Genomic DNA, 22,976 nt, shown 5'->3' with positions numbered 1-22,976 from the left:
GCGTGTTCCTCGCGGCGAGCGGCGTGTTCCTCGCGGCGAGAGCCGAGCCTCACCGGGAGCGAGTCAGCACTCGCTCCAGCCGCAGGACTCGCAGGTCTTGCAGCCCTCGCTGTAGTAGAGGGTCATCGACCCGCAGTCCGGGCACTCGGGGCTCTCGCCGGCCTCGATGAGCGACTGCGTCGCGTCCTGGGCGTCCTCCTCGCCGGCGCCAGACGGGCCCTGCGGGCCGCCGACCGCGGCGTCCCCGGCCGACGCGCCGCCGTCCGTCTCGGGGGTGCCGGGGGCCTCCGCGTCCTCGGAGATCTCGCCGAGGCGCTGCTGCTGGGGGTAGGCCGCGCGGTCGACGTCGCCGTCGAGGTACCGCCGGAGCGCGGTGCCGAACGCGTCCGGGATGGAGTTGATCTGCTCGCCCTTGTCCCAGGCGACCTTCGGCGAGCGGATGCCCTGGAGCTTGTCCGCGATCTCCTCGGGGTCGACGCCCGACCGGAGCGCCACGGAGATGGTCTTCGCGAGCGCCTCCGTGAACGAGCCCGTGAAGCCGCCGGAGTTGCCCGTGTTCGCGAACAGCTCGAACGGCCGCTCGCGCTCGGGGTCCTCGTTGATGGTGACGTACAGCTTCCCGTAGCCGGTGTCGATGCGCTGCGTGACGCCGTGCAGGAGGTCGGGACGCGGCTGTTTCTCCGCGAAGCCGTCCTCGTCGAAGCGCCCCGCGTCGCCCGTCTCGAACAGCTCGCGGAGCTCGTCGCCGAACGCCGCCTCGACGTCCTCGTTGTCGAGGAAGCCCTCGATGCCGCCGAACGTCTCCTGGATGGTGTCGACGATGGCCTCCGCGGCCTCGTCTTCGTCCAGCTCGGAGAACTCGGTGTTGTCGGCGCGCGTCGTCAGCACTTGCTTGCTGCGGGTGCCGTCGCGGTAGACGGTGACGCCCTTCCCGCCGTGCTCGTAGATGTAGCGGTAGACCTCGTCCATGTCCTCGACGGACGCGTCGTTCGGGAAGTTACACGTCTTCGAGATGGCGGAGTCGACGCCGCCCTGGCAGGCGGTTTGGACGGCGGCGTGCTCCTTCCCGGAGAGGTCGCTGGTGACGACGAACAGCTCGCCGATGGCGTCCGGGACGGTGTCCAGGCCCTCGACGCCGTCGAACTCGTTGTTCGCCATCTGCACCTGGGCCTCCTCCTTGACGGCCTGCACGTCGACGTCGTTTGCCTCCAGCGTGCGGAGGAAGTAGTCGTCGAACTCCACGAGCATCTCGTCGCCCTGCACGTCGTCGCTGACGTTCTTGTAGTACGCGACGTTGTAGATGGGCTCGCAGCCGCCCGTGGTGTTCCCGACCATCGACGTCGTCCCGGTGGGCGCGATGGTCGTGGTGTTGTGGTTCCGGATGGGGTAGCCGTCCGCCCAGTCGTCGGCGTCCTCGCCGGTGTGGTGCTCGAACCACTCGCGGTACTCGGTGGGCTCGGCGTACTTCGAGTTCTCCCACTCGTCGAAGCTCCCGCGCTCGGTCGCGAGGTCGTGGCTGGCGGCCTTCGACCCGTGGTTGATCTGTCGCATCACCTGGCGGGCGATCTCGTTGCCCTCCTCGCTGCCGTACTTCACGCCGAGCTGGATGTACAGCTGCGCGAGCCCCATCACGCCGAGGCCGACCTTCCGCATCGCCGAGACCTTCCGTTCGATCTCGGGGACGGGGAAGTCCGACATCGTGACGACGTTCTCGAGGAACCGCGTGCCGACTTCGATGCGGTGCTCGAACTCCTCGTGGTCGAGGGCCTCCTCGAGGAAGCGGCCGACGCCCTCCTCGAGGCTGTCGAAGTCGTGTTCCTCGCGCCAGACGCGCCAGTCGGGCGCGTCCCGGTCGGCGAGCGTCGAGAGGTTGATGTGGCCGAGGTTGCAGGCCTCGTACTCCTCGAGGGGCTGCTCGCCGCAGGGGTTCGTCGCGAGGATGCGGTGCTCGGGGTGTTCCTCGACGTCGAAGGAGTGCTGTTTGTTGACGCGCTCGAGGTAGATGACGCCGGGCTCGCCGTTCTCGTGGGCGCCCTCGACGATGCGCTCCCAGAGCACCTCGGCGGGGATGGAGAGCTCCTCGCCGACGTCGACGTACTCGCCCAGCCCGTACCGCGAGTACATCTCCTTGGTCTCCTCGGTGGCGACGTGGGGCTCCCCGGTGCGCGGGTTCGTGAACGTGTACTCCTCGCCGGCCTCGAGGGCCTCCATGAAGCCGTCGGTGACGCCGACGGAGATGTTGAAGTTCGAGAGGTGGCCCTCGACGGCGTTCCGGAGGTGCTCGGGGACGCGGCCCTCGTCGTCGATGAGGTCCCGTGCTTCCTCGAGGGCCTCGGAGAACTCGGTGTACGTGTAGTCGTCGGGGTCGTTGAGCTTCAGGGTGTGCGCCAGCGAGACGTCCTTGTTCTTCGCGTGGATGAACTCCACGACGTCGGGGTGGCTGACGCGCATCACGGCCATCTGCGCGCCGCGGCGCGCGCCGCCCTGCGCGATGGTCTCGCACATCTGGTCGAACGTCTCCATGAACGTGAGGGGGCCGGAGGCGATGCCGCCCGTGGAGCCGACCGTGTCGCCGTAGGGGCGGAGCTGCCAGAACGCGTACCCCATGCCGCCGCCGGACTGGAAGACCTCGGCGGCCTCCTTGGCGGTCTGGTGGATGTCCGTGATGTCGTCGTCCGGGGAGTCCACGAAGCACGCCGAGAGCTGCTGGAGTTCGTCGCCGGCGTTCATCAGCGTCGGCGAGTTCGGCATGAACGAGAGGCCCTCCATGAGGTCCTGGAACTCCTCGCGTTTCGCCTGCACGTGCTCGCGGACGTCGTCGTCGAGTTCGGGGACGACGGTGTCGTACGCGAACTTGTTGACGTTCGCCTCCGTGAGCTCGACGGTCTCCTCGGTGTCCTCGGGGGAGACGCCCTCGCCGAAGACCGCCTCGGCGAGTTCGTCCCGGCGCGGGTGGTCGGGCTTGAGCTGGTCGGGCGACACCTCGACTGGGTCGTCGCTGGCGTAGACGACTTCCGCGAGCGCGATGTTCTTCGCGACGCGCGGGAAGAGGTCCTCCTGCTCCTCGACGAGTTCGCCGTCGGTGTTCTTCCGGAGGTACCGCGCCGGCAGGATGTCGTGGTAGGCGTTCGCGGTCAGCCGCTCCTCGAGGGTGTCGCCGGTGGTGCGCTTGACCGGCAGTTCGAGTTCGTCCGCGGAGAGGTCGGGCGAGCTCATCGGCGGTCCCGCCTCCGTACAGTCGGTGACGTGGGTGGTTGGTGTATCATGGATTGTCGGACGTGGGGTGTCGGTAGGGACGACTTCGTTGCGGGCACGGGACGTTAGTAGTTGTGCTTCCGGTGCCCCGACCCTGGTCCCCGAACCCGCCCGTTCGGGCGTGGTCGGACCGTAGGGGCGGACCGGATATAACGGTGACCAAAGCGGAGTGAAAGTGGCCGCTATCCGGACGCGACGTGGGCACCGTCACGGGGTTTCAGTTTCGACCCTGCAGTGGAACCGGAGGGGGCGTTCGGGCCGCCGCCGAGTCGGGGTGCGTGCCCGCTCCGATCGGGCGAGTACGCCGAGCCTACTCGCCGCGCGAACCGCCACCTCACTTAAGGGGGTGGTCGCCGTGGCTTCGCGCATGGACCCGACTGCTGTCGCGTCGCTGGCGCCGCTCGCGCTCGGCGGCCTGACGTCGTCCCCGCTCGGCACGCTGCTGCTCGCGCTGGTGGTCGTCACGGTCGTCGTGCTGGTGGGTCGCGTCGTGTTGAGCGTCGCGTGGAAACTGCTCGTCGTCGCGACGCTGCTCGTCGGCGCCGCCTGGGTCGTGACGACGCTGCTCGGCTGACGAGTCGCGGAGGCGTTCGGCCGACGAGTCGCGGAGGCGTTCGGCCGACGAGTCGCGGAGTCAGACCGACGCGAGGAAGTTCTCGACGACGTCGTGGCCCGCCGCCGTGAGCACGCTCTCCGGGTGGAACTGGACGGCGGCGATGGGGTGCTCGCGGTGCCGCACGGCCATCGGGAGGTCGGCGTCGCCGTGCCGCGTGGTCGCCGACACCTCGAAGCAGTCGGGGACGGCGGTGCAGGCCAGCGAGTGGTAGCGCGCCGCCGGGAACCCCTGTTCGACGCCGGCGAAGACGCCCTCGCCGTCGTGCTCGACGGGACTGGTCTTGCCGTGCATCGGTTCGGGCGCGCGCCCGACGGTGCCGCCGTACTCGTGGACGGCGGCCTCCATCCCGAGGCAGACCCCCAGCGTCGGCACCTCGGTGCTGACCTCGGTGAGGACGGCCGCGGTGACGCCGACGTCCCGGTCGTTCTCCGGGTGGCCGGGCCCGGGACTGACGACGACGGCGTCCGGGTCGACGGCGCGGACGTCCGCGAGGGTCGCGGTGTTCTTCAGCACCGTCGTCGCCGGGCGCTCGCCGTCGACGCGCTGCTCGGAGACGTACTCCACGAGGTTGTACGTGAACGAGTCGAAGTTGTCGACGAACAGGACGCGCATGCTACTGCTCGACCTCCGGCGCCGCCTCGTCGGTCGCGTCGCTCGCCTCGTCCTCGCGGATGCGGTCGACGGCCGCGAGCACGCCGTCCATCTTCGCCTCGGTCTCGTCGAACTCCGCGCCCGGGTCGCTGTCCGCGACGACGCCGGCGCCCGCCCGAACGCGGAGCGTGTCGGCCTCGCCGGCGTGGTCGACGGTCGCCGACCGGATGGTGATGGCGAACTCGGCGTCGCCGGTCCACGAGAAGTAGCCGACGCCGCCGCCGTAGATGCCCCGCGGCGACGACTCCAGGTCGTGGATGTGCTCCATCGCGCGCACCTTCGGCGCGCCCGAGAGCGTGCCGGCCGGGAACGACGCGCGCGTCGCGTCGAAGGCGTCCTCGTCGGCGGCGAGCGTCCCCGTGACGGTGGACTCGATGTGCTGGACGTGGCTGTACTTCAGCACGCGCATGAACTCGGGGACGCGGACGCTCCCGGGTTCGCTGACGCGGCGGACGTCGTTGCGCGCGAGGTCGACGAGCATCGTGTGCTCGGCGCGCTCCTTCTCGTCGGCGAGCATCTCGCCCGCCAGGCGCCGGTCCTCGACGGGGCTCGACCCACGGGGGCACGTCCCCGCGATGGGGTTGTTGAGGACGGTGTCGTCGTGGACGGCGACGAGCGTCTCCGGACTCGCGCCGACCACGCTCCGGTCGCCGTGGGACAGCAGGAACATGTACGGCGAGGGGTTCACGTCCCGGAGTGCGGCGTACAGTCCCCTCGGGTCGACGTCGCCGTCGAGTTCCCGGGTCCGCGAGAGCACGGCCTGGTAGACCTCGCCGTCAAGAACGGCTTCCTTCGCCTGCTCGACGGCGTGCTCGTACTCCCCGCGCGGACCCGAGCGCTCGGCAGTCACGCGGAAGCCGCCGAACTCGGGGTCGTCGGCGTCGGCGAGCGCGCGCTGCACGCGGTCGGCCTCGGCCTGGAGCGCGTCGTAGACGGCGTCCGCGTCGTCGCCGTCGCCGACGACCGGCGTGAACACGAGCGAGACGCTGCCGGTCGCGCGGTCGTAGACGAGCGTCCGCGTCGTCAGCACGAACTCGGCGTCCGGCAGCGGCGTCGCCGGGCGGTCGACGCCGACCTCCTCGAGCCAGAGGTCGTAGACGGCGTCGTAGGAGAGGAACCCCACGAGCCCGCCGTCGAGCAGCTGGCGGTCCTCGTCGGGGAAGCCGCGGCGCTCGACGTCTGGGAACGCGTCGCGGACGCGGTCGAGGACGTCGCGGTCCCCGTCGGAGCCGCCCCCAGCGGTCGCCGCCAGCAGGTCGGTCGCGCGCTCGTCGCTCAGTTCCACGACCCGCGTCTCGTCCGGGTCGACCGTGACGACCGCCGCTGGGTCGTAGCCGACGAACGAGTACCGCGCGTGCCGGTCCTCGGTGGCGTCGGACGGCCGGAACGCGCCGTCCGGGTCGCTGGCCGCGGTCTTCTCCGCGCTCTCCAGGAGGAAGCCGTACTCGCCGTCGCACTCGCCGTGCTCGCGTCCGGCGCCGCCGGCCGCGTCGCTCTCGGGGAGCCCGTCCGTGAGCGTCGCGTACGCGGTGAGCGGCGACGCGTCCGTGTCGACGTCGGCCGCGACCCGGACGACCGCGGGACCGTCCGCCGCGAGGGCGGCGAACTCGCCGCGCGTGGTGTCCAGGCGCGCGGCGGGCTCGCGTTCGGTCGGCGCGGCGTCGGTCACGCCTCCACCTCCCGGCCGCGCGTCGCGTTCGCGACGAACCGCCGGACCGCGTCGTGGTCCTTCTCGCCGCCGCTGGCCTCGACGCCGGACGCGACGTCGACCGCGAACGGGTCGACGGTGGCGACGGCCTCGGCGACGTTCTCGGGCGTGAGACCGCCGGCGAGCACGACCGGCGAGTCCACGGCGTCGGCGAACGCGCGCGTCGCCGTCCAGTCGTGGGTCTCGCCGGTGCCGCCCGCGCCCTCGCCGTCGACGGAGTCGACGAGCAGGGCGTCGGCCACGTCGTCGTAGCGGCCGCCCTCGGGGTCGTCGGCGGCGACGGTCTTGACGACGCTCGCTGTCGCGTTCGCCGACACGTACGCGACGTCGCCGACCGGGACGTCGCCGTGGAGCTGGACGACGTCCGGGCCGACGTCCTCGACGAGCGCGACCGCTCGCTCGGGCGTGTCGGGCATCGTCACGAGGACCGTGGTGACGAACGGCGGCGCGGCGGCGACGAGGCCGGCGGCGGTTTCCAGCCCGACCTCGCGGGGCGTGTCCACCGGGACGTCCGCGACGACGCCGACGGCGTCCGCGCCGGCGTCGACGGCGGCCCGGAGGTCGGGTTCGTTCGTGATGCCACAGACCTTCGCGCGCGTCATTGCGTCGCGGTCGCGGGGTCCCGGAGCGCGTCGAGGGTGGCCGCGGCGTCGCCGGCGTCGATGGCGTTCGCGGCGGCCTCGGCGCCGTCCTCGAGGGAGTCGGCGAAGCCGGCGGCGTAGACGGCGGCGCCGGCGTTCGCGAGGACGATGTCCCGCTTCGGGCCGGTGACGTCGCCGGTGACGACGCCGCGGAGGTCGCGGGCGTTCTCCGCGGGCGTGCCGCCCGCGACGGCGTCGACGGGCGCCTCCTGGAGGCCGAAGTCCTCGGGGGTGACGGTGTACTGTTCGACGTCGCCGCCGTCGAGTTCCGCGACCGTCGACTCGCCGTGGAGCGCGAACTCGTCGAGGCCGTCGCCGTGCACGACGAGCGCGCGGTCGACGCCCATGTGCGAGAGCGCTCGCGCGAGCACGGGCACGAGGTCGGGGTCGTAGACGCCGACGACCTGGGCGTCCGCGCCGGCCGGGTTCGTGAGCGGGCCGAGGACGTTGAAGATGGTGCGCACGCCGAGTTCGCGGCGCGGCCCGATGACGGCCTTCATGGCGGGGTGGAACGCGGGCGCGTGCATGTAGCCGATGCCGTGGTCCTCGATGGTGGCCTCGACGGCCTCGGGGTCGGCGTCGAGGTCGACGCCGACTTCCTCGAGGACGTCGGAGCTGCCCGACGAGGAGGACACGGAGTAGTTGCCGTGCTTGGCGACGGGGACGCCGGCGCCGGCGACGACCACCGTGGACGTCGTGGAGACGTTGATGGTGTCGTAGTCGTCGCCGCCCGTGCCGCACGTGTCGACGAGGGGCGCCCGGTCGGGGTCGATGGTGTGTGCGGCCTCGCGCATCCCCTGCGCGAAGCCCGCGATCTCGGTCTCGGTCTCGCCTTTCGCGCGCAGCGCGGCGAGCAGCGCGCCGATCTCGGCGTCGGTCGCGTCCTCGAACAACTGGGTGACTGCGTCGCGCGCTTCGGCGAGGGCGAGGTCCTCGCCGGCGGTGACGCGTTCGACGTACTCTTTCATTGTGGACACCAATGTACTATTTCGGGTTATAGTGTACAACTCTGTACAGAGACTTAACTCTGTCGTGGGAACGAGTGACGCGGGGAGGTCGCCGCGAGGTGGCGATTCGAAACCTTCAACTATACCCCCGGACTACGATGGAGTGCACTCGAAGCCAGCGCGGGTCGGTGGTCTAGTCTGGCTATGACACCTCCTTGACATGGAGGAGGTCGGCGGTTCAAATCCGCCCCGACCCACTTCTACTGACCCAACGACCGCGAGAGACCGCCGTGTCTCTCGCGTCGTCGCAGTTGCGTGCGGTCGGCGGGATTCGAACCCGGAGCCAGCGCCGGACGGCGGACCGGAGTGGCTGCGGTGCGAGGGCCTTTCCGGCGCGACGCCGTAGGCGTGGTATGGTATCGCAAGTACTGGTCGGGATGGACGATTCGGAGATGGCCGAACGGGCGCTCGAGTACGCGCTTGAGGTGCATCCGGACGCGGAGATCACGGTGTTGCACGTGGTCGGCGGCGGGTCGCCGATGATGGGGGAGGCGACGTCGGTGGCGTTGAGCGAGGACTCGGAGGCGGCGGCCGAGGAGCACGGCCGGGAGGTGTTCGAGTTCGCCGACGAGCTGGCGGCCGAGCACGGGCGCAGCGTCGAGACGACGGTGGCGTTCGGGAAGGCGGCGCAGGCGATTCTCGAGCACGCGGAGGAGTACGACGTGGTGGTCATCGGCGCGCACAGCGGGTCGCTGGCGGAACGGCTCTTCACGGGGAACACCGCGGAGACGGTGGTGCGGAAGTCGCCGGTGCCGGTGACGACAGTCCGGTGACTCGTGGCGGCCGCGGTACTCGCCGGCAGTGAGGCCGCCGGTCGGCCCGTCGGCGTCCGCGTCGTGGTGAACGGCGAACGGGATTCACGTCACTGGGCGTCGCCGACGAGCGCGGCGTCGAGGAGTTCGAGGGGGTGGCGGACGTCGTATCCGGTGCCGTGTTCCATCTGCATGGCGCAGGTCGGGCACTCGGTGAGGCCGGTGTCGCCTTCCGCGGCTTCCATGTGGTCGAACATCTCGGCGCCGATGGCCATCGACGTCTCGTACTTCTCGGCCTTCCAGCCGTACGTCCCGGAGATGCCCGAACAGGAGTCGCCGACGTCCTCGACGCCGACGCCGTCGAGGTCGCCGAACAGCTCGACGGCCTGCCGGTCGAGGCCCTGGTTGCGGGCGTGACAGGGCGCGTGGTACGCGAACTCGGCGGCGAGGTCGCCGCCGAGGTCGGCGGCCCGGAGTTCGTCGGCGAGCGGTTCGTTGACGCGGAGGTACTCGACGGACTCGAAGGCGTGGGCGGCGACGTCGTCGACGCCGTCGAGGTCGAACAGTTCGGGGTACTCCTGGCGGAGCGCCATCGAGCAGGACGTACACGACGCGACGGCGTCGTAGCCCTCGTCGACGAGCGCCGACAGGGAGGCGACGTTCGTCTCCGCGTGCCGGCGCGCGTCACCGAGGACGCCGTTCGCGAACATCGGCGTGCCCGAGCAGCCCTGCTCGGGGACGACGACCTCGTAGCCGAAGTGCTCGAAGACGCGCACCAGCGACGTCGCGACCTCGGGCGTGTTGTAGTTCGCGTAGCAGCCGTGGAAGTACGCGACCTTCTTGTCGGCGTCGACGGGGTCGCCGCGTTCCTCGCGTCGCTCGCGGGCGCGCTCTCGGGACGCCGCCGCGCCGCCCCGCTCGGCCCACCACTCGCGGAACGTCCGCTCGGCGAACTCGGGGAACTCGCGCTCGCTCGTGACCCCGAGCGCCTTCTCCAGCAGCCAGCGAGCGGGACCGAAGTTCGCCGCGGCGTTCGCCAGCCGTGGGACCTCGCTCGCGAGCCGCGCCGCCGTCCGGTAGTTCGCGAGCAGGCGGTTGCGCCAGTACGCGGCGGACCGCCGCGACTGCTCCTCCCGGACGTACTCGGCGCGCGCGACGTTGTGCATCTGGGACAGCGACACGCCGGCCGGACAGGCGCTGTCACAGCGCATGCAGTTCGAGCAGTCCAGCACGGAGTCGTCGACCGCGTGGTCGTCGTCGCGGCGCTTCAGCCGCCACTGCTCGGGGCCCTGGAACTTCGGCCCGGGGAAGTCGTCGTCGACCGCCGCGACCGGACAGCTGGTGTCGCACGTCGAGCACTTGTAGCAGTCGTCCGCGCCCGGCCGCAGGTCGGCGTCCGGTTCGGCCGGGTCCGCGTCCGGCTCGGCCGCGTCGGCGTCCGGGAACTCGGGGTCGCTCATCGCGTGGCCTCCGCCGCGGCCGTGCCGGCCGCGTAGCCCGTCGCGAGGGAGACGCCGGTCCCGGACTTCTCCGCGGCGAAGTCGTAGCCGCCGAGCACCGCGCCCGCCGCCCGGAGGTTCGCGAACTCGACGCCGCCGGCCGCGTCGACCGGTCGCAGGTCGTCGTCGGTGGTGACGCCGAACCGCGCGAACGCGTGGTCGCCGAACGCGCCGTCGGCGTACCACTCGGTGCGGTCCTCCGGGTGGGGGACGTGGCAGCCGAAGACCGGTTCGCGGACGCCGGAGCGGTCGGACGCGACGCCCTTGCCGACGAGGCCGCCGGTCGCGAGGACGTACTCGTCGGCGGCGTTCGGGATCCGCGCGCCGTGCTTCTCGACGTACACGCGCTCGATGCGGTCGGTGCCGTCGAAGCCGGCGACCGGGTTGCCGGTCTCGACGCTCGCACCGGCCGCGTCGAGGGCGTCGAAGAGCGCGTCCTCGAGGCGGAGGCCGGGCAGCGACGGCGGTCCCGGGGGGACCTCGAACACCGCGGCGCCGAGGCGGTCCGCGAGGTCGGCGCGCACGTCGGCAGGGGCGTCGTCGCCGAGGATGGCGGGGAAGCCGACGCGGTTCTCGCCGTCGAGGGCCGCCGTCACGCGTTCGGCCAGCGCCTCGCGGACCGGCCGCTGGCGGCCGTCGGCGTCGACGGTCGCGTTCTCGTCGAGCAGTCTGGCGTACCGCGTGACGCCGGCGTCCGCGCGCAACTCGCCCGGGAAGCCGACGGTGACGCCGCGCGCGTCGAACGGAACGCCGGCGGCGGCGAGGTGGGCGGCGGCGCGCGGGGCGTCGAAGTCCAGCAGGGAACCGAACCCGACGAGGAGGGCGTCGCGGCCGTCGCTGGCGACGCCGGCGCTCGCGCCCCGGGGGTAGCGCGCCGTCGGCTTGACGGTCCCGCCGTGCGTCGGCAGGAGGGCGTTCCGGTCGGTGTGGCCGCCCTCGTAGCCCGGGACGGCGTCGTCGAACAGCGCCAGGCCCTCGCGGACGGCGTCGACGCCGACGACCCGGTAGGGGTGCCGGTCGGGCAGGTCCGGGATGGCGGCGAACGGGTCGACGACGGGGCCGTCGCGGCCCGGCGCGTAGCCGAGGACGTCCACGAGCCCCGAGGCGTTCCGGAGCGTGCTCTCCCGGTGGGAGACGAGGCGCACGGACGCGCCCTCGCGCGCGGCGGCGAGCGCGCTCGCGAGGCCGGCGAGTCCGCCGCCGACCACGAGGACGTCGGACTCAACCGCCATCCGGTCGTCCTCCGTCGGCGGCCGGGCGGTCGGCGTCGGTGCTCGCGGGACGCGGCGGCCCGTCGTCGAACGCGTCGAAGTCGACGGTCCCGGGGCGGTCGGCGGGGTCGCGGTCGCGGTTCTGCGTGGTGGCCTGGAGCGCGTAGTTCAGCATCGCCTGGGAGAGCTGGTCGCCCCAGAGGGCGTGCCGCTGGCCCTTCCAGCGCTCCGCTACGAGTTCGTCCCACGCGCGCCTGACAGTGGGTTCGTCGAAGCCGCCGTCGCCCGTCGGGTCGGCCGCGCCGTGGAGGACGCCCGCGAGGCGGTGACAGCAGAAGCCGCCCTGGCAGCTCCCCATCGACGCCCGCGTGCGGATGCGGACCGCGTTCAGGTCCGAGCCGGACTCCTCGATGGCGTCCCTGACCTCGGCGCGCGTGACCGCCTCGCACTCGCAGACGACGGGGTTCGGGCCGTCCGTGTCGAGGACGTCGTCGGCGCGCGACCCGAGGCGTTCGACGCTCCGGCGGCCGACCGGCGACCGCAGCCCGAACTCGGACATGTAGTCACGCAGCACGTCGAAGTCCTCGCTGCCCGGCAGGGGGACGTCGGCGGTCCGGCAGTCGGCGTCGACGCCGAGCGTCGCGCAGACGTGGTCGGCGACGGCCTCGGCCATCGCGCGGTACGTGGTGAACTTCCCGCCGACGATGGTGGTCAGTCCGGGCCGGTCGTCGCGGTCAGCGTGGTCGAGGAGGAAGTAGTCCCGGGTGACGTCCGTCGGGTCGTCGCTGCCGACGTCCGGGGGTTCGTACAGCGGCCGCACCCCCCAGAACGACCGGACGGTGCGGGCGTCCCGGAGCAGGGGGACGAGCTCGGCGAGTTCGTCGACGAGGCGGTCGACCTCCCAGCGCTCCTCGGGGTAGTCCTCGGGGTCGTCGACCGCCTCGTCGGTGGTGCCGAGGATGGCGGTCGTCTCGTGTGGGACGAGGATGTCGGCGTCGCCCTTCGGCCGGCAGCGGTTGATCACGGTGTCGACCTGCCGGACGTTCGTGACGACCATCGCGCCCTTCGACGGGCGGACGGCGACGTCGACGCCGGCTAGCTCGCCCAGGCGGCCCGCCCACGCGCCCGTGGCGTTCACGACGTGGTCGGCGCGAATCACCTCGGTGCCGCCCTCCCGGCCGTGCACGCGCTCGCCGGGCCCCGAGTCGTGTTCGACCTCGAGGCCGACGACCTCCCCGGACTCGACGAGGACGTCGGTGACCGTCGAGTGGGTCTCGACGCGCGCGCCGTGCTCTCTGGCGCTGGCGGCGTTCGCGACGACGAGCCGGAACGGGTCGACGGCGGCGTCCGGCACCGCGATGGCCTTCTCGACGTCGTCCGCGAGGTGGGGTTCGATCGCTCTCGCGTCCGCGCCGGAGACCACCTCGGCGGGGATTCCGCACTCGCGGCAGCCGTCGAGTTTCGCCTGGAAGTACGCCTCGTCGTCCGCCGGGCGCTTCGCGAACAGGCCGCCGGTCTCCTCGACGCAGTGGCCGGCGACGTCCCGGAGCACGCGGTTCTCCGCGATGCATTCGCGGGCGCTGGCCTGGTCCGCGACGGCGTACCGGGCGCCGCTGTGCAGGAGACCGTGCATGCGTCCCGTCGTGCCGTGCGTGAGGTTCCCTCGTTCGACGAGCGTCACGTCGAGTCCGCGCATCGCGAGGTCGCGCGCGACGCCGACGCCCGTCGACCCGCCGCCGACGACGGCGACGTGTGGTGTGCCTGCCATCCGTTCTCCGTGCGTTCAGCGGCCACGTACTTTAGTCGGGCGCCCCGCGACCGCCCCAGAGGTGTTCCGCACCAAATATTTACGTAGTGGTACCTGCTAACACTGGTCAATACGTGGCATGATACCGCTTGGCAGTGTCGGCCGATGGGCTGGGGGGGTCGCGTCCATCGTCCCGCGCGGGACGCGAGCGTACGTCTTCGACCAGATCTACACCGTCTTCCTCCTGCTGGGGACGCTGGTCGGGGTCGTCGTCGTCCTCTACATGCTGCACAAGGCGTACAAGTACCGCGCGTCCCGGTCGGCGGGCGACGACGACTACGACCGGCCGGAGGTCGGCGAACTCCCGGAGGGCGGCGGCGGCGGCCGGAAGCTGTTCGTCTCGTTCGCGCTGAGCGCCATCATCGTCGTCTCGCTGGTCTCCTGGACGTACTTCACGCTCCTGTACGTCGAGAACCCCGACGACCAGGGCGACGAACAGCCACTGGAGGTCGAGGTCGTCGGCCACCAGTTCTACTGGGAGTTCGTCTACCCGAACGGCAACTCCACGCGCGGCACGCTGCGCGTCCCCGCCGACCGCCGCGTGCAACTCGAGGTGACCTCCGGGGACACGTTCCACAACTTCGGCGTGCCGGAGTTGCGCGCGAAGGCGGACGCCATCCCCGGCCAGACCACGACCACGTGGTTCGTCGCCGACGACCCCGGGACGTACCGCGCGCACTGCTACGAGCTCTGCGGGTCCGGCCACTCGTACATGGACGCGACGGTCGAGGTGATGCGCGAGGACGACTACGAGGCGTGGTACGCGAACACGACGGCCGACAGCGAGTCCGGCGCGAACGCCAGCGCCGCGCTCGGGGGGGGTGTGAGCGATGACGACTGACGACCAGCCGACCGGCGCTCTTTCTGACGACGAGTGCCCCGACGCCCAGTCCGACCGCGACTCCACCGGCGAGGACGCGCGCCCGGACGGCGGCGTCGCTCACGAGGACGCCGACGGCCGCGGCCACGCGTTCCCGCCGACCAGCTCCGTGAAGCGGTGGTTCGTCACCACGAACCACAAGGACGTCGGCACGCTGTACCTCGTCACGTCGCTGCTGTTCCTCGCGATGGGGGGCGTGCTCGCGCTGCTGATGCGCGCGCAGCTGTGGGTGCCGCGGCCGCCCGGCACCGGCCCGCTCTCCCAGCTCGCGTACAACCAGGCGGTGTCCGTCCACGGCCTCGTGATGGTGTTCTGGTTCCTGTCCCCGTTCGCGTTCGGGTTCGCGAACTACGTCGTCCCCCTCCAGATCGGCGCGAAGGACCTCGCGTTCCCCCGGCTGAACGCGCTCTCGTACTGGCTGTACCTCGCCTCCGGCGTCCTGCTCGGCGTCTCGTTCTTCCAGGGCGGGTCGTTCGCGGGCGGCTGGACGATGTACGCGCCGCTGAACCTCCCGACGTTCACGCCGAGCGTCGGCGGCAGCGCCGCCATCCTCGCGCTCACGCTGTTCGTCGTCTCCGTCACCGTCGGCTCCGTGAACTTCCTCACGTCCATCCACCGGATGCGCGCCGAGGGGCTGACGCTCCGCCGCATGCCGCTTTTCACGTGGACCATCCTGCTGACGGTGTGGATGATGCTGTTCGCGTTCGCCGCGCTGCTGGCGGCGCTGCTCATCCTCTCGGCGGACCGCCTGCTCGGCACCACGTACTTCGCCGCCGACGCCGCGAACGGCTCGCTGCTGTGGACGCACCTGTTCTGGTTCTTCGGCCACCCCGAGGTCTACATCGTGTTCTTCCCCGCGCTCGGCGTGATGGCGGAGACGTTCCAGACGTTCACCGGCCGCCGCGTCGTCGGGCGGAAGTGGTTCATCGCGGCGATGGTGCTGGTGGCCCTCCAGAGCTTCATCGTCTGGATGCACCACATGTTCCTCACCAGCATCAACCTCGAGATCAAGACGCTGTTCATGGCGACCACCATCGGCATCTCCCTCCCGTTCGACCTGATGGTGTTCGCGCTCATCTACACGATGGTGAAGGGACGCATCCGGTTCAAGACGCCGTTCCTGTTCTCGTTCGGCGGGCTCCTGTTGTTCATCCTCGGCGGCATCACGGGCGTGTTCCTCGGCGCGGTCGTCCTCGACTACGAGATGCGGGGCACGTACTGGGTCGTCGCGCACTTCCACTACGTGATGGTCGGCGGCGCCACCGCCCTGATCGGCGGGCTCTACTACTGGTACCCGAAGATCACGGGCCGGATGTACGACGAGTTCCTCGGGAAGGTGCACTTCGCGGTGTACTTCGTCGGGTTCAACCTGCTGTACTTCCCGATGTTCGTCGCCTGGGAGACGCCGCGGCGCGACTTCGCGTACGAGCCCGGGATGACCGCCTGGCACCAGCTCGCGACGGTCGGCGCCGTGGTGTTCGGCGCGTCGTTCGTCGTCATGTTCTACAACATGGTGAAGTCCGCGTACGCGGGCGAGCCGGCGAGCGAGAACCCCTGGGAGTACTCCTCGACGGCGGAGTGGGCGGTGCCGTCGCCGCCGCCCCTGGAGAACTTCCCCGGGATTCCGAGCTACGGCAGCGGCCGCCTCCAGTTCCTCACCGGCGACGGCGACGACGCGCGGGCGCTCGACCCGCCGGTGAGCGAGGCGGACGCCGCGGCGGCCGGCGACGGCGTCGCGGACGGCGGGTACGCGTCGGGCCACGCGGGCGAACTCGCGTCCGGACACGAGGACGGCCACGAGAGCCACGCGAGCTGGTGGCCGGTGCTCGTCGCCGGCGCCGTCCTCCTGGTGTTCTTCGGGCTGTCTGGCTTCCAGGGCGGCCAGTTCCCTGACTCCGCGATGGGCGTCGTGTACGCGTCCGCGACCGGCCTCGGCCTCGCGGGGACGCTGGTGACGCTCGTCGGCATGGCGAGCGAGCGGTTCACGGGGCCGGAAGGACCGTTCGGCGAGAGCTGGCCGTTCGACGGCGTCGACAACACCAAGACCGGCGTGTGGATCTTCCTCGCCTCGGACGTGGTGCTGTTCGGCGCGTTCATCGGCGCGTACGTGTTCCTCCGGTACTCCGTCGGCTGGGTGAGCTGGGAGCCGATTCCGGGGAACGTGATGCCCGGGCTCGTGAACACGTACCTCCTGTTGACGAGCAGCTTCGCGGTGGTGCTCGCCCTGGAGGCCGCCGAGCGGCAGAGCCGGTGGGGCGTGGTCGCGAGCCTCGCGACGACGCTGATCCTCGGCGTCGGCTTCCTCGGGAACAAGGCCATCGAGTGGAATCACTTGCTCCACGAGGGCGTCTGGCTGTCCTCGAACGTCCGCGCGTCGACGTTCTTCCTGACGACCGGGCTGCACGCCGCCCACGTCGTCACCGGCCTCGTCGTGGCGGCGTACATGCTGGCCCGCGCCGCCCGCGGCGCCTACCTCGAGGACAACGCGCCCATCGAGCACTTCGGGCTGTACTGGCACTTCGTGGACATCGTGTGGCTGTTCCTGTTCCCGCTGTTCTACATCCTGTGACAATGACCAGGCTCAAACTGTACACCGCCATCTACGTGGTACTGTTCGCGTCCGCGACCGTGCAGGTGCTCGTCGAGCGGGCGGGCCTCGAGTACGGCGTGGCGCTGGCCGCCATCCTGGTGCTGTCGTTCGCGAAGGCCGCCGTCGTCGCGGGCTACTACCAGCACCTGCGCTGGGAGCCCCGGTCGCTGACGTACCTGGTGGGGCTGGGACTGCTGGCGGTCCTGGCGCTGACCGTGGCCTCGACGTACTCTATCGCGTGACGCCATGTTGGACGCCCTCGCGTTCGCGGCGCTGGTCGTCGTCCCGCTCGCGCAGGTGCCGCTCGTGGCGTACCTCTCGCGGTACGTGGAACTCGACGCGGACGAACAGCTCCCGCCGCCGGGACGCGGCTACGTGACGTACGGCACGGCGTCGGCGCGCCCCGGCGGCTGGGAGGAGGGCAGCGAGGGCCCGAACTGCGGCGCCGAGGCCGCCGCCGACTACGACTACTGCGGGGCGTGTGCGGCGCGGCTGCCGCCGCGGAGGGAGCGCCGGTGACGTCGACGCGCGAGCGACTCGGCTGGGCGCTGCTGTTCGGGCTGCCGGTCGGGGCGGGCGTCGCGCTCGCGACCGCGCGGATGGGGCGGACCGGGCTGGCCGACCCGCTCGTCGTGGGCGCTGGCGTGGGGTTCGCCGCGCTCGTCGGCGGCCTGCTGTGGGCGGCGACGAGCGTGAACCAGGCGCCGCCGGGTCGAGAGGGGGCGCCGTAGGCCGGCGCGCGCATAGTTTTAAGCCGCGCGCCGCGAATCGTGCTACCATGGCACAGTCCGGGGCCGTCTACGTGGCGCTGCTCGCGGCGCTGACCGCCGGCGTCGCCGGGATGCTCGCGGCGGAGTTCTTCCACGGCCTCGACGTCCTGCTGTGGGCGGGCGGCGGGCTCGCGCTCGCCGCGGTCGCGGGCATCACGGCCGCCGTCTCGCGCGCGGACCCGCCGGCGGACGCCGGCCACTAGAGGAAGTCGCTGCCGAGCGCCACCATGTACAGGAGGACGGTGACGGTGTACAGCACCGCGAGCGCCGCGACGACGCGCAGGTGGAAGTAGAAGAGGTCGTCGCGCTCGGCGGCCCGGGCGTCCTCGTAGGCCTCCCGCTCCGCGGCCGTGCAGTCGGCTGCGTGGACGTCGCCGACGTGGAGGTCGCGGGCCTCGCTGTCGGCGAACGGGCGACCGCAGTGCGGGCAGACGGCGACGGGGTCCTCGCCGTCCCTGACAACGGTCTCGAGGCTGGCGACGGCGTCGGCCGTCACGCGGTCCCGGGTGCGGCGAGACTGCATCTGCCCGGACGTGTGCGGTGCAGTCACAAGAAGGCAGGGGTGACCGCGGGCTGGCCGACCACCCACGCGCTGGTCATCGTGTACGCCGTCATCGCGACGACGAACGGGTACTGGCTGCGGATGGGGCGGAGGACGCCCGGGAAGAGCTCCATCGCGAGCGCGTGGGCGACCCAGACCGCGAGCAGGTGGCCGGCGACGACGAACCCGAGTTCGAGCGTGCCGAACCACGCCGGCAGCACCGCGACCCGGGCCGGGCCCGCGCCCCCCAGCGGGTGGGCGAGCACGCCGGCGAGCGCGGGCGACAGCGTGAGGAGGTACCCGAGGAAGTGCGCGACGTGGTAGCCGGCGGCGATCGGCAGGAGGGCGGGCGCGAACCACCGCTCGACGGCGCCGGGCGCGAGGAAGCTGTCGACGGTCGCCCGGGAGCGCTCGGCCGCGAGGCGGTAGGCGCCGAGGAAGGCGGCGAACCCGACGAGCATCGCCGCGAGGTAGAACAGGGAGACGGCGGCGCGCCCGAGCGCCCGGTCGGGCGCGACGGGGCCGAGGACGACGGTGGCGACGGCGTTCCACGCGGGCGTCGCGACGAGGCCGTCGAACGTCGTCACCCACAGCAGGGCGACGACGAACGCCGTGCTGCCGGGTTCGCGGCCGCCCGTGCGCTCGGTGAGTTCGGTCCCCGGCAGCCGGAGGTGGACGCCGTCGGCGTCGCGCTGGACCGGCGCGACGCGCCCGTACAGCCGGAACACCCGGGAGACGGGGTCGACGCGCCCGAACCACGTCCCGGTGCCGTAGACGGACGCGCCGGCGAGCGCGAGGACGGTGTAGGCGGCGACGAGCGCGCCGAGCGCGGGCGCGTTCGCGGCCAGCGGGCTGACGACCTCGACCCAGACGAGCGCGAGCAGGCCGGCGACGCTCGGCCACGCGCCCCACGCCGCGGGCAGGTCGCGGCTGCCCGAGACGGGGAGCAGGCGCGCGAGCGTCCGCCACGGGTTCACGGCCGGCCACGTGTTCCCGACGGCGTACGTCGACATCGCGTAACCGGCCCACCAGCCCACCCAGACGACGAGGATGGCGAAGTTCCGCGTGGGCTCGTCCGGGCCCAGGACGCTGGACGCGAGCACGAGCGCGAGCCCGAGAACGCCGGCAGCGGAGAGCGCCGCGGCGCCGGCGCGGCGGAGCAGCGGCGGTGACGGGAGCGCGGCGCGCGCGCCGTTCACCGCGCGGACGGCCTCGTGGTCGGTGAGCAGGCTGTTGAACAGAAACGACGCGCCGACGAGCGCGCCGCCCGTGAGGACGGTGAGCCAGGACGGCACGCCGCCGCCGACCACCTGGTCGCCGAGCCCGCCGACGTGGGCGAGCAGCCGCCAGGCAGCGGCGAGCGCGTCGAGGACGCCGGGGAGCGCGGCGGCGGTCGGCGACACGGCTAGCGCGCCCCCGGCCGCCAGACGAGCAGCGCGACGGCGGCGACGAACGCGGCCGTCGAGAGGTCGACCGAGAAGCTGTACACGGCCGAGGCGACCGCCGAGCCGCCGGCGACGCCGGCGAGCAGGGACGCGAACACCGGCCACGAGCAGCTCGCACACGACAGCAGTCCGACCGCGCCGCTGAGGGCCGCCGACGCGGTGTCGAGGAGCGCGGCGTACGCGAGGTACGCGAGCGCGAGGTAGCCGACTAACTGGTAGGGGACGACGGTCACCGAGAACAGCGCGTGGTCGTAGGCGACGGTCGGCCCCCAGCCCGGCGGGAGCGACGTGAAGACGGTGAGCCCGCTCGCGCCGCCGTGGCTGTGTGCGTGGCCGACGTGCGCGAGGTCGAGGACGCCGCCGAAGTACGCGAGGACCAGGAGGTAGGCCGCGGCGGCGGCGCCGACGGCGTACCGGACCCGCCGGGAGGCCGTCGGCGGGTCGACGGCGAACACCGCGGCGGCGGCGACGTTCAGCCAGACGAAGGGGTAGAGGAGGTAGCGCACGTTCCCGGCGGTCGTGCCGGAGACGCCGAGGTAACCGGCGACGAGCGCGAGTTCGGCGGCGACGACGGCGGCGAGCGCGCCGGCCGTGACCGGGTCGACGCGGCCGGCGAGCGCGTGCAGCGGCCGCGCGAGGGAGTCACGCATGCGGCGGAGTCAGCCGACGAGGAGTTCGACGGCGATGGCGCCGACGAGCAGGACGCCGAACAGCCACGCGCTCAGGCCGACGGCGTGGGCGCGCGGGAGGCCGCGGGCGCGGGCGATCGCGTAGACGCCCCACGCGAAGTACGCGGCGACGAGCCCGACGGCCACGCCGGCGACCGCCACCGGGCCCGCGTCGGCGAGGATCGCCGCGCCGGCGCCGACGGCGACCAGGACGGCGGCGACGAACGCCGCGGCGTCCGCGGAGACGCCGGTGGACTCGCCGGTTTCGCCGGGGAGCGCGGCGACGCCGCTGCCGGTCGCGCGCAGCTGTGGTCGGTACTGGCGCCACCGCCGCAGGCGCGCGACGGCGACCGCTGCGCCGAGGAGCAACACCCCCATCACGACCGTGCTAGCCAGGAACGCTCCCGAGACCATTGGTACCTTACCACACGGGTATCGGGCGGGGAGGCCAATAACTTTCGTATTGTTTCCGTCCGCTCGGCGCGGAATTATACCGGTCAGACCCGGTGTTCCGGGATTCCCGTGAGCCGCTGCATCACGAGGCCGAGCACGAGCCCGTACAGCCAGTGGGCGACCAGCGTCACGGCGAGGAAGACGCCGTCGACGAAGAGGCCGCCGTTCGGCCAGAAGATGAACACGAACGCCGCCCAGAACAGCGTCGCGATGGTCGCGCCGCGGACGTACTTCGGTTCGCGCGGCGGGAGGAACGTCGCCGTCACGAGGAAGAAAAGCGGCAGCACGAACGCGCCGCCGGCGACGAAGAACGCGACGCCGAGCGTGCCGCTGGCGTCCGCGATGACCAGGTCGGCGAACCGCTCGAGGGGCTCCATCTCGAAGACCCCGAGCAGGATGGGGATGCCCGCGATGACGGGCGCCATCACGAGCAGGCCGGCGATGCCGCCGGCGAACGCGCCGAGCACGGCCCGGACGGTCAGCGGCTCCTCGGTCTTCCCGAGTACCTGTTCCTCGGCGGTCGCCTCGCTGGTCCGTTCGGCCATACGTTTATCATGGTCGTTCGTGTTGTTAATGTTTCGCACACTCCGCGAGTGCTCGCGGCCGGGCGAGCATCCCGGTCACACGTCGTCGAGGCGCGCGCCGCCGTCTGGTCTCACTCGCCGAGGCGCACAACAACCCCTCAGTCGTCGAGGCGCGCGCCGCAGTCCGGGCACTCGTCGTCGACGACCGTCACCTGCGCGTCGCAGTCCGGACAGAAGTCGAGCCAGCACGCGCGGTCGCCCATGCCCCGGCGTTCGGCGGCCGGGAACTTAGTCGTAGTCGTGTATCGTCTCGTGGAACCCCACCACGAGCGCCGGCACCACCACCATGAAGAGGTGTTCCTCCACGGGAATCCCCAGGAGGTCGACGCCCGTCCGCAGTTCGACGGCGAACACGCCGATGGTCAGCGTGTACCAGTCCCAGACGTACGCCACCGGGTAGAGCGCGGCGACGGTCGCGGCTGCGCGCCGGAGCGCGCCCGCCCGGTACAGCAGCGCGAACGCCACCGCGCCGAACGCCACCTCCGACGCGAGGTACGTGTACGGGCCGAACACCGCACCCACGTCCGGGACGAACCACGGTAACACGGCACGGCCTACGCGTCGGGGCCCCATAACTCTACGAGGGAACTCCAGCGAATCGAGGGGCGCAACAAGGTTGAAGGCGCTGGTCCGCGACGTCCCAGACGTAGGCCCATGGACATCTCTGACATCGCGACGAACGACTACATCGAGGTCGAAGCCGAAACCCGACTGGGGAAGGTCCGCTCTATCTTCGAGGACGAGAACCCCAAGGGCATCATCGTCACGGAGGCCGGTCAGTACGAGGGAGTCGTCACGGAACGACAGCTCATCGGCTCCCACATCGAGGACGACACCCGGGTCGCCGCGCTCACCGAGCCCGCGCCGAAAGTCGACCGCACCGAGGACGTCCGCGAGACCGCGCGCATGCTCGTCGAGGGCGGCACGAAGATCGCGCCCGTCTTCGAGGCGGGCGACCTCTGGGGCATCGTCACCGAGGACGCCATCCTCGAGGCCGTCCTCGACAACCTCGACGCGCTGTCGGTCGGCGACATCTACACGGAGAACGTCGTCACCATCGGCGAGGACGACAGCATGGGCACGGTCATCAACCGCCTCCGCGAGCACGGCATCTCCCGGCTGCCGGTCGTCGACGAGGACGGCTTCCTCACCGGCGTCGTCACCGTCCACGACATCGTCGACTTCGTCGTCCGGGACATCTCCAAGACGACCCGCGGCGACCGCCGCGGCGAAGTCGAACGCATGCTCGACCTCCCCGTCTACGACGCGATGTCCAGCCCCGTCGAGACCGTCACCGTCGACGACTCCGTCGAGGACGCGGTCGCCACCATGCTCGACAACGACTTCTCCGGGCTGGTCGTCACGCCCGCGGACGACGACCGCGTCGTCGGCGGCGTCCTCACGAAGACGGACGTCCTGCGCGCGCTCACCTACACCGAGGAGGAACGCATGGACGTCCAGATCACGAACGTCGACCTCCTGGACGCGCTCAGCCGCGAGGAAGTCCAGGAGCGCATCGAGCAGGTCGCCGAGAAGTACAGCGACATGCGCGTCCACCACGCGCACGTCCGCCTCCACAAGCACAAGGAGAAGCTCCGCGGCACGCCGCTCATCCAGGCGCAGATCCGGCTCCGCACGAACAAGGGCCAGATGGCCGGCAGCGGCGAGGGCTACGGCGCCGACAACGCCTTCCACGTGGCCCTGGACGTCCTCGAGCGCAACGTCCTCGAGGAGAAGGGCATCGAGCGCGACGAGGAGTACGAGGGCCAGCTCCTCCGGAAGCTGAACGAACTCTAGGACGCACTGTTTGCTGCGGTCGGCGCGGCGCCGCCGCGCCTCCCCGTCGAACCCGTGGGACAACGCGTTTCGCCGTCCCGTCGGTCGTCCTCGCGCCTTCA

At 71.7% G+C, this 22,976-nt stretch carries 23 protein-coding genes and 1 tRNA gene; 10 read left to right on the top strand and 14 right to left on the bottom strand.

Features of this window, described 5'->3' with window-relative positions:
* Positions 1-63: 63 nt before the first annotated feature.
* Positions 64-3,216 (bottom strand): adenosylcobalamin-dependent ribonucleoside-diphosphate reductase, encoded by a 3,153-nt coding sequence (locus U5911_RS08720; RefSeq protein ID WP_336036626.1) that lies wholly within the window; start codon positions 3,214-3,216, stop codon positions 64-66.
* 406 nt (positions 3,217-3,622) lie between these two features.
* Here U5911_RS08720 and U5911_RS08715 point away from each other — a divergent pair, with 406 nt between their 5' ends.
* Complete coding sequence (locus U5911_RS08715; RefSeq protein ID WP_336036625.1) at positions 3,623-3,829, top strand: DUF8029 family protein; 207 nt, start codon at positions 3,623-3,625, stop codon at positions 3,827-3,829.
* Between the two features lie 60 nt (positions 3,830-3,889).
* Here the strand turns inward: U5911_RS08715 and trpG are convergent, their stop codons facing one another.
* The 4 genes from trpG to trpD are packed head-to-tail and all read right to left on the bottom strand — an operon-like array spanning position 3,890 to position 7,839.
* Entirely contained in the window at positions 3,890-4,483 is a 594-nt protein-coding gene (trpG, locus tag U5911_RS08710) for an anthranilate synthase component II (RefSeq protein WP_336036624.1), read from the bottom strand.
* Between the two features lies 1 nt (position 4,484).
* Positions 4,485-6,149 carry an anthranilate synthase component I gene (gene trpE, locus U5911_RS08705; protein WP_336036715.1) on the bottom strand — a complete coding sequence of 555 codons (1,665 nt, stop codon included), beginning with the start codon at positions 6,147-6,149 and terminating at the stop codon, positions 4,485-4,487.
* 38 nt (positions 6,150-6,187) lie between these two features.
* Complete coding sequence (locus U5911_RS08700) at positions 6,188-6,832, bottom strand: phosphoribosylanthranilate isomerase (protein ID WP_336036623.1); 645 nt, start codon at positions 6,830-6,832, stop codon at positions 6,188-6,190.
* Entirely contained in the window at positions 6,829-7,839 is a 1,011-nt protein-coding gene (gene trpD, locus U5911_RS08695) for an anthranilate phosphoribosyltransferase (RefSeq protein WP_336036621.1), read from the bottom strand. The genes U5911_RS08700 and trpD overlap by 4 nt, the downstream gene beginning before the upstream one ends.
* Positions 7,840-8,000: 161 nt before the next feature.
* Here trpD and U5911_RS08690 point away from each other — a divergent pair.
* Together U5911_RS08690 and U5911_RS08685 are read left to right on the top strand one after the other, a co-directional pair.
* Positions 8,001-8,075: transfer RNA gene (locus U5911_RS08690), tRNA-Val, on the top strand.
* 156 nt (positions 8,076-8,231) lie between these two features.
* A complete protein-coding gene (locus U5911_RS08685; RefSeq protein ID WP_336036620.1) occupies positions 8,232-8,651 on the top strand; it encodes a universal stress protein in 420 nt (139 codons plus the stop codon).
* 89 nt (positions 8,652-8,740) lie between these two features.
* Here U5911_RS08685 and U5911_RS08680 read toward each other — a convergent pair whose 3' ends face one another.
* Genes U5911_RS08680 through glpA form a run of 3 tightly spaced genes read right to left on the bottom strand, consistent with a single transcriptional unit; the run spans position 8,741 to position 13,108 of the window.
* On the bottom strand, positions 8,741-10,090 hold the full coding sequence (locus tag U5911_RS08680; protein ID WP_336036619.1) for an anaerobic glycerol-3-phosphate dehydrogenase subunit C: 1,350 nt from the start codon (positions 10,088-10,090) through the stop codon (positions 8,741-8,743).
* The gene (gene glpB, locus U5911_RS08675) at positions 10,087-11,361 is read right to left on the bottom strand and encodes a glycerol-3-phosphate dehydrogenase subunit GlpB (RefSeq protein WP_336036618.1); all 1,275 of its coding nucleotides are present in this window, start codon (positions 11,359-11,361) and stop codon (positions 10,087-10,089) included. Before glpB ends, U5911_RS08680 begins: the two co-directional genes overlap by 4 nt.
* On the bottom strand, positions 11,351-13,108 hold the full coding sequence (gene glpA / locus U5911_RS08670; protein ID WP_336036617.1) for an anaerobic glycerol-3-phosphate dehydrogenase subunit GlpA: 1,758 nt from the start codon (positions 13,106-13,108) through the stop codon (positions 11,351-11,353). Before glpA ends, glpB begins: the two co-directional genes overlap by 11 nt.
* 118 nt (positions 13,109-13,226) lie before the next feature.
* Here glpA and coxB point away from each other — a divergent pair, with 118 nt between their 5' ends.
* Genes coxB through U5911_RS08640 form a run of 6 tightly spaced genes read left to right on the top strand, consistent with a single transcriptional unit; the run spans position 13,227 to position 17,590 of the window.
* A complete protein-coding gene (gene coxB / locus U5911_RS08665) occupies positions 13,227-13,988 on the top strand; it encodes a cytochrome c oxidase subunit II (protein WP_336036615.1) in 762 nt (253 codons plus the stop codon).
* Positions 13,978-16,596, top strand: coding sequence for a cbb3-type cytochrome c oxidase subunit I (locus tag U5911_RS08660; protein ID WP_336036613.1), 2,619 nt, complete (start codon positions 13,978-13,980; stop codon positions 16,594-16,596). The genes coxB and U5911_RS08660 overlap by 11 nt, the downstream gene beginning before the upstream one ends.
* Positions 16,597-16,598: 2 nt before the next feature.
* Positions 16,599-16,859, top strand: a complete 261-nt coding sequence (locus U5911_RS08655) for a cytochrome C oxidase subunit IV family protein (RefSeq protein ID WP_336036612.1) — start codon at positions 16,599-16,601, stop codon at positions 16,857-16,859.
* Between the two features lie 4 nt (positions 16,860-16,863).
* Complete coding sequence (locus U5911_RS08650; protein ID WP_336036610.1) at positions 16,864-17,136, top strand: zinc ribbon domain-containing protein; 273 nt, start codon at positions 16,864-16,866, stop codon at positions 17,134-17,136.
* Complete coding sequence (locus U5911_RS08645; protein WP_336036609.1) at positions 17,133-17,348, top strand: hypothetical protein; 216 nt, start codon at positions 17,133-17,135, stop codon at positions 17,346-17,348. The genes U5911_RS08650 and U5911_RS08645 overlap by 4 nt, the downstream gene beginning before the upstream one ends.
* A 47-nt stretch (positions 17,349-17,395) precedes the next feature.
* On the top strand, positions 17,396-17,590 hold the full coding sequence (locus U5911_RS08640) for a hypothetical protein (protein ID WP_336036608.1): 195 nt from the start codon (positions 17,396-17,398) through the stop codon (positions 17,588-17,590).
* Here the strand turns inward: U5911_RS08640 and U5911_RS08635 are convergent.
* The 6 genes from U5911_RS08635 to U5911_RS08610 all read right to left on the bottom strand — a co-directional run bounded on the left by U5911_RS08635 (position 17,587) and on the right by U5911_RS08610 (position 21,624).
* A complete protein-coding gene (locus tag U5911_RS08635) occupies positions 17,587-17,910 on the bottom strand; it encodes a DUF7410 domain-containing protein (protein ID WP_336036606.1) in 324 nt (107 codons plus the stop codon). The genes U5911_RS08640 and U5911_RS08635 overlap by 4 nt on opposite strands.
* Positions 17,911-17,933: 23 nt before the next feature.
* Positions 17,934-19,331, bottom strand: a complete 1,398-nt coding sequence (locus tag U5911_RS08630; protein ID WP_336036604.1) for a hypothetical protein — start codon at positions 19,329-19,331, stop codon at positions 17,934-17,936.
* A gap of 2 nt (positions 19,332-19,333) precedes the next feature.
* A complete protein-coding gene (locus U5911_RS08625) occupies positions 19,334-20,023 on the bottom strand; it encodes a DUF7546 family protein (protein ID WP_336036603.1) in 690 nt (229 codons plus the stop codon).
* Between the two features lie 9 nt (positions 20,024-20,032).
* Positions 20,033-20,455: a hypothetical protein gene (locus U5911_RS08620; protein WP_336036601.1), complete on the bottom strand. Its 423-nt coding sequence runs from the start codon at positions 20,453-20,455 to the stop codon at positions 20,033-20,035.
* 83 nt (positions 20,456-20,538) lie between these two features.
* Entirely contained in the window at positions 20,539-21,039 is a 501-nt protein-coding gene (locus U5911_RS08615) for a DUF6789 family protein (RefSeq protein ID WP_336036600.1), read from the bottom strand.
* 267 nt (positions 21,040-21,306) lie between these two features.
* Positions 21,307-21,624, bottom strand: coding sequence for a lycopene cyclase domain-containing protein (locus U5911_RS08610; protein ID WP_336036598.1), 318 nt, complete (start codon positions 21,622-21,624; stop codon positions 21,307-21,309).
* 108 nt (positions 21,625-21,732) lie between these two features.
* Between U5911_RS08610 and U5911_RS08605 the strand changes: the two genes are divergently transcribed.
* On the top strand, positions 21,733-22,875 hold the full coding sequence (locus U5911_RS08605; RefSeq protein WP_336036596.1) for a CBS domain-containing protein: 1,143 nt from the start codon (positions 21,733-21,735) through the stop codon (positions 22,873-22,875).
* Positions 22,876-22,976: the final 101 nt, after the last annotated feature.

The sequence above is a fragment of the Halobacterium yunchengense genome (genome assembly GCF_037031165.1).
In the GTDB taxonomy this organism is placed as follows: domain Archaea; phylum Halobacteriota; class Halobacteria; order Halobacteriales; family Halobacteriaceae; genus Halobacterium; species Halobacterium yunchengense.
Note: the sequence above shows the minus strand (reverse complement) of the source record. Positions and strands in the feature narration are given on the sequence as shown.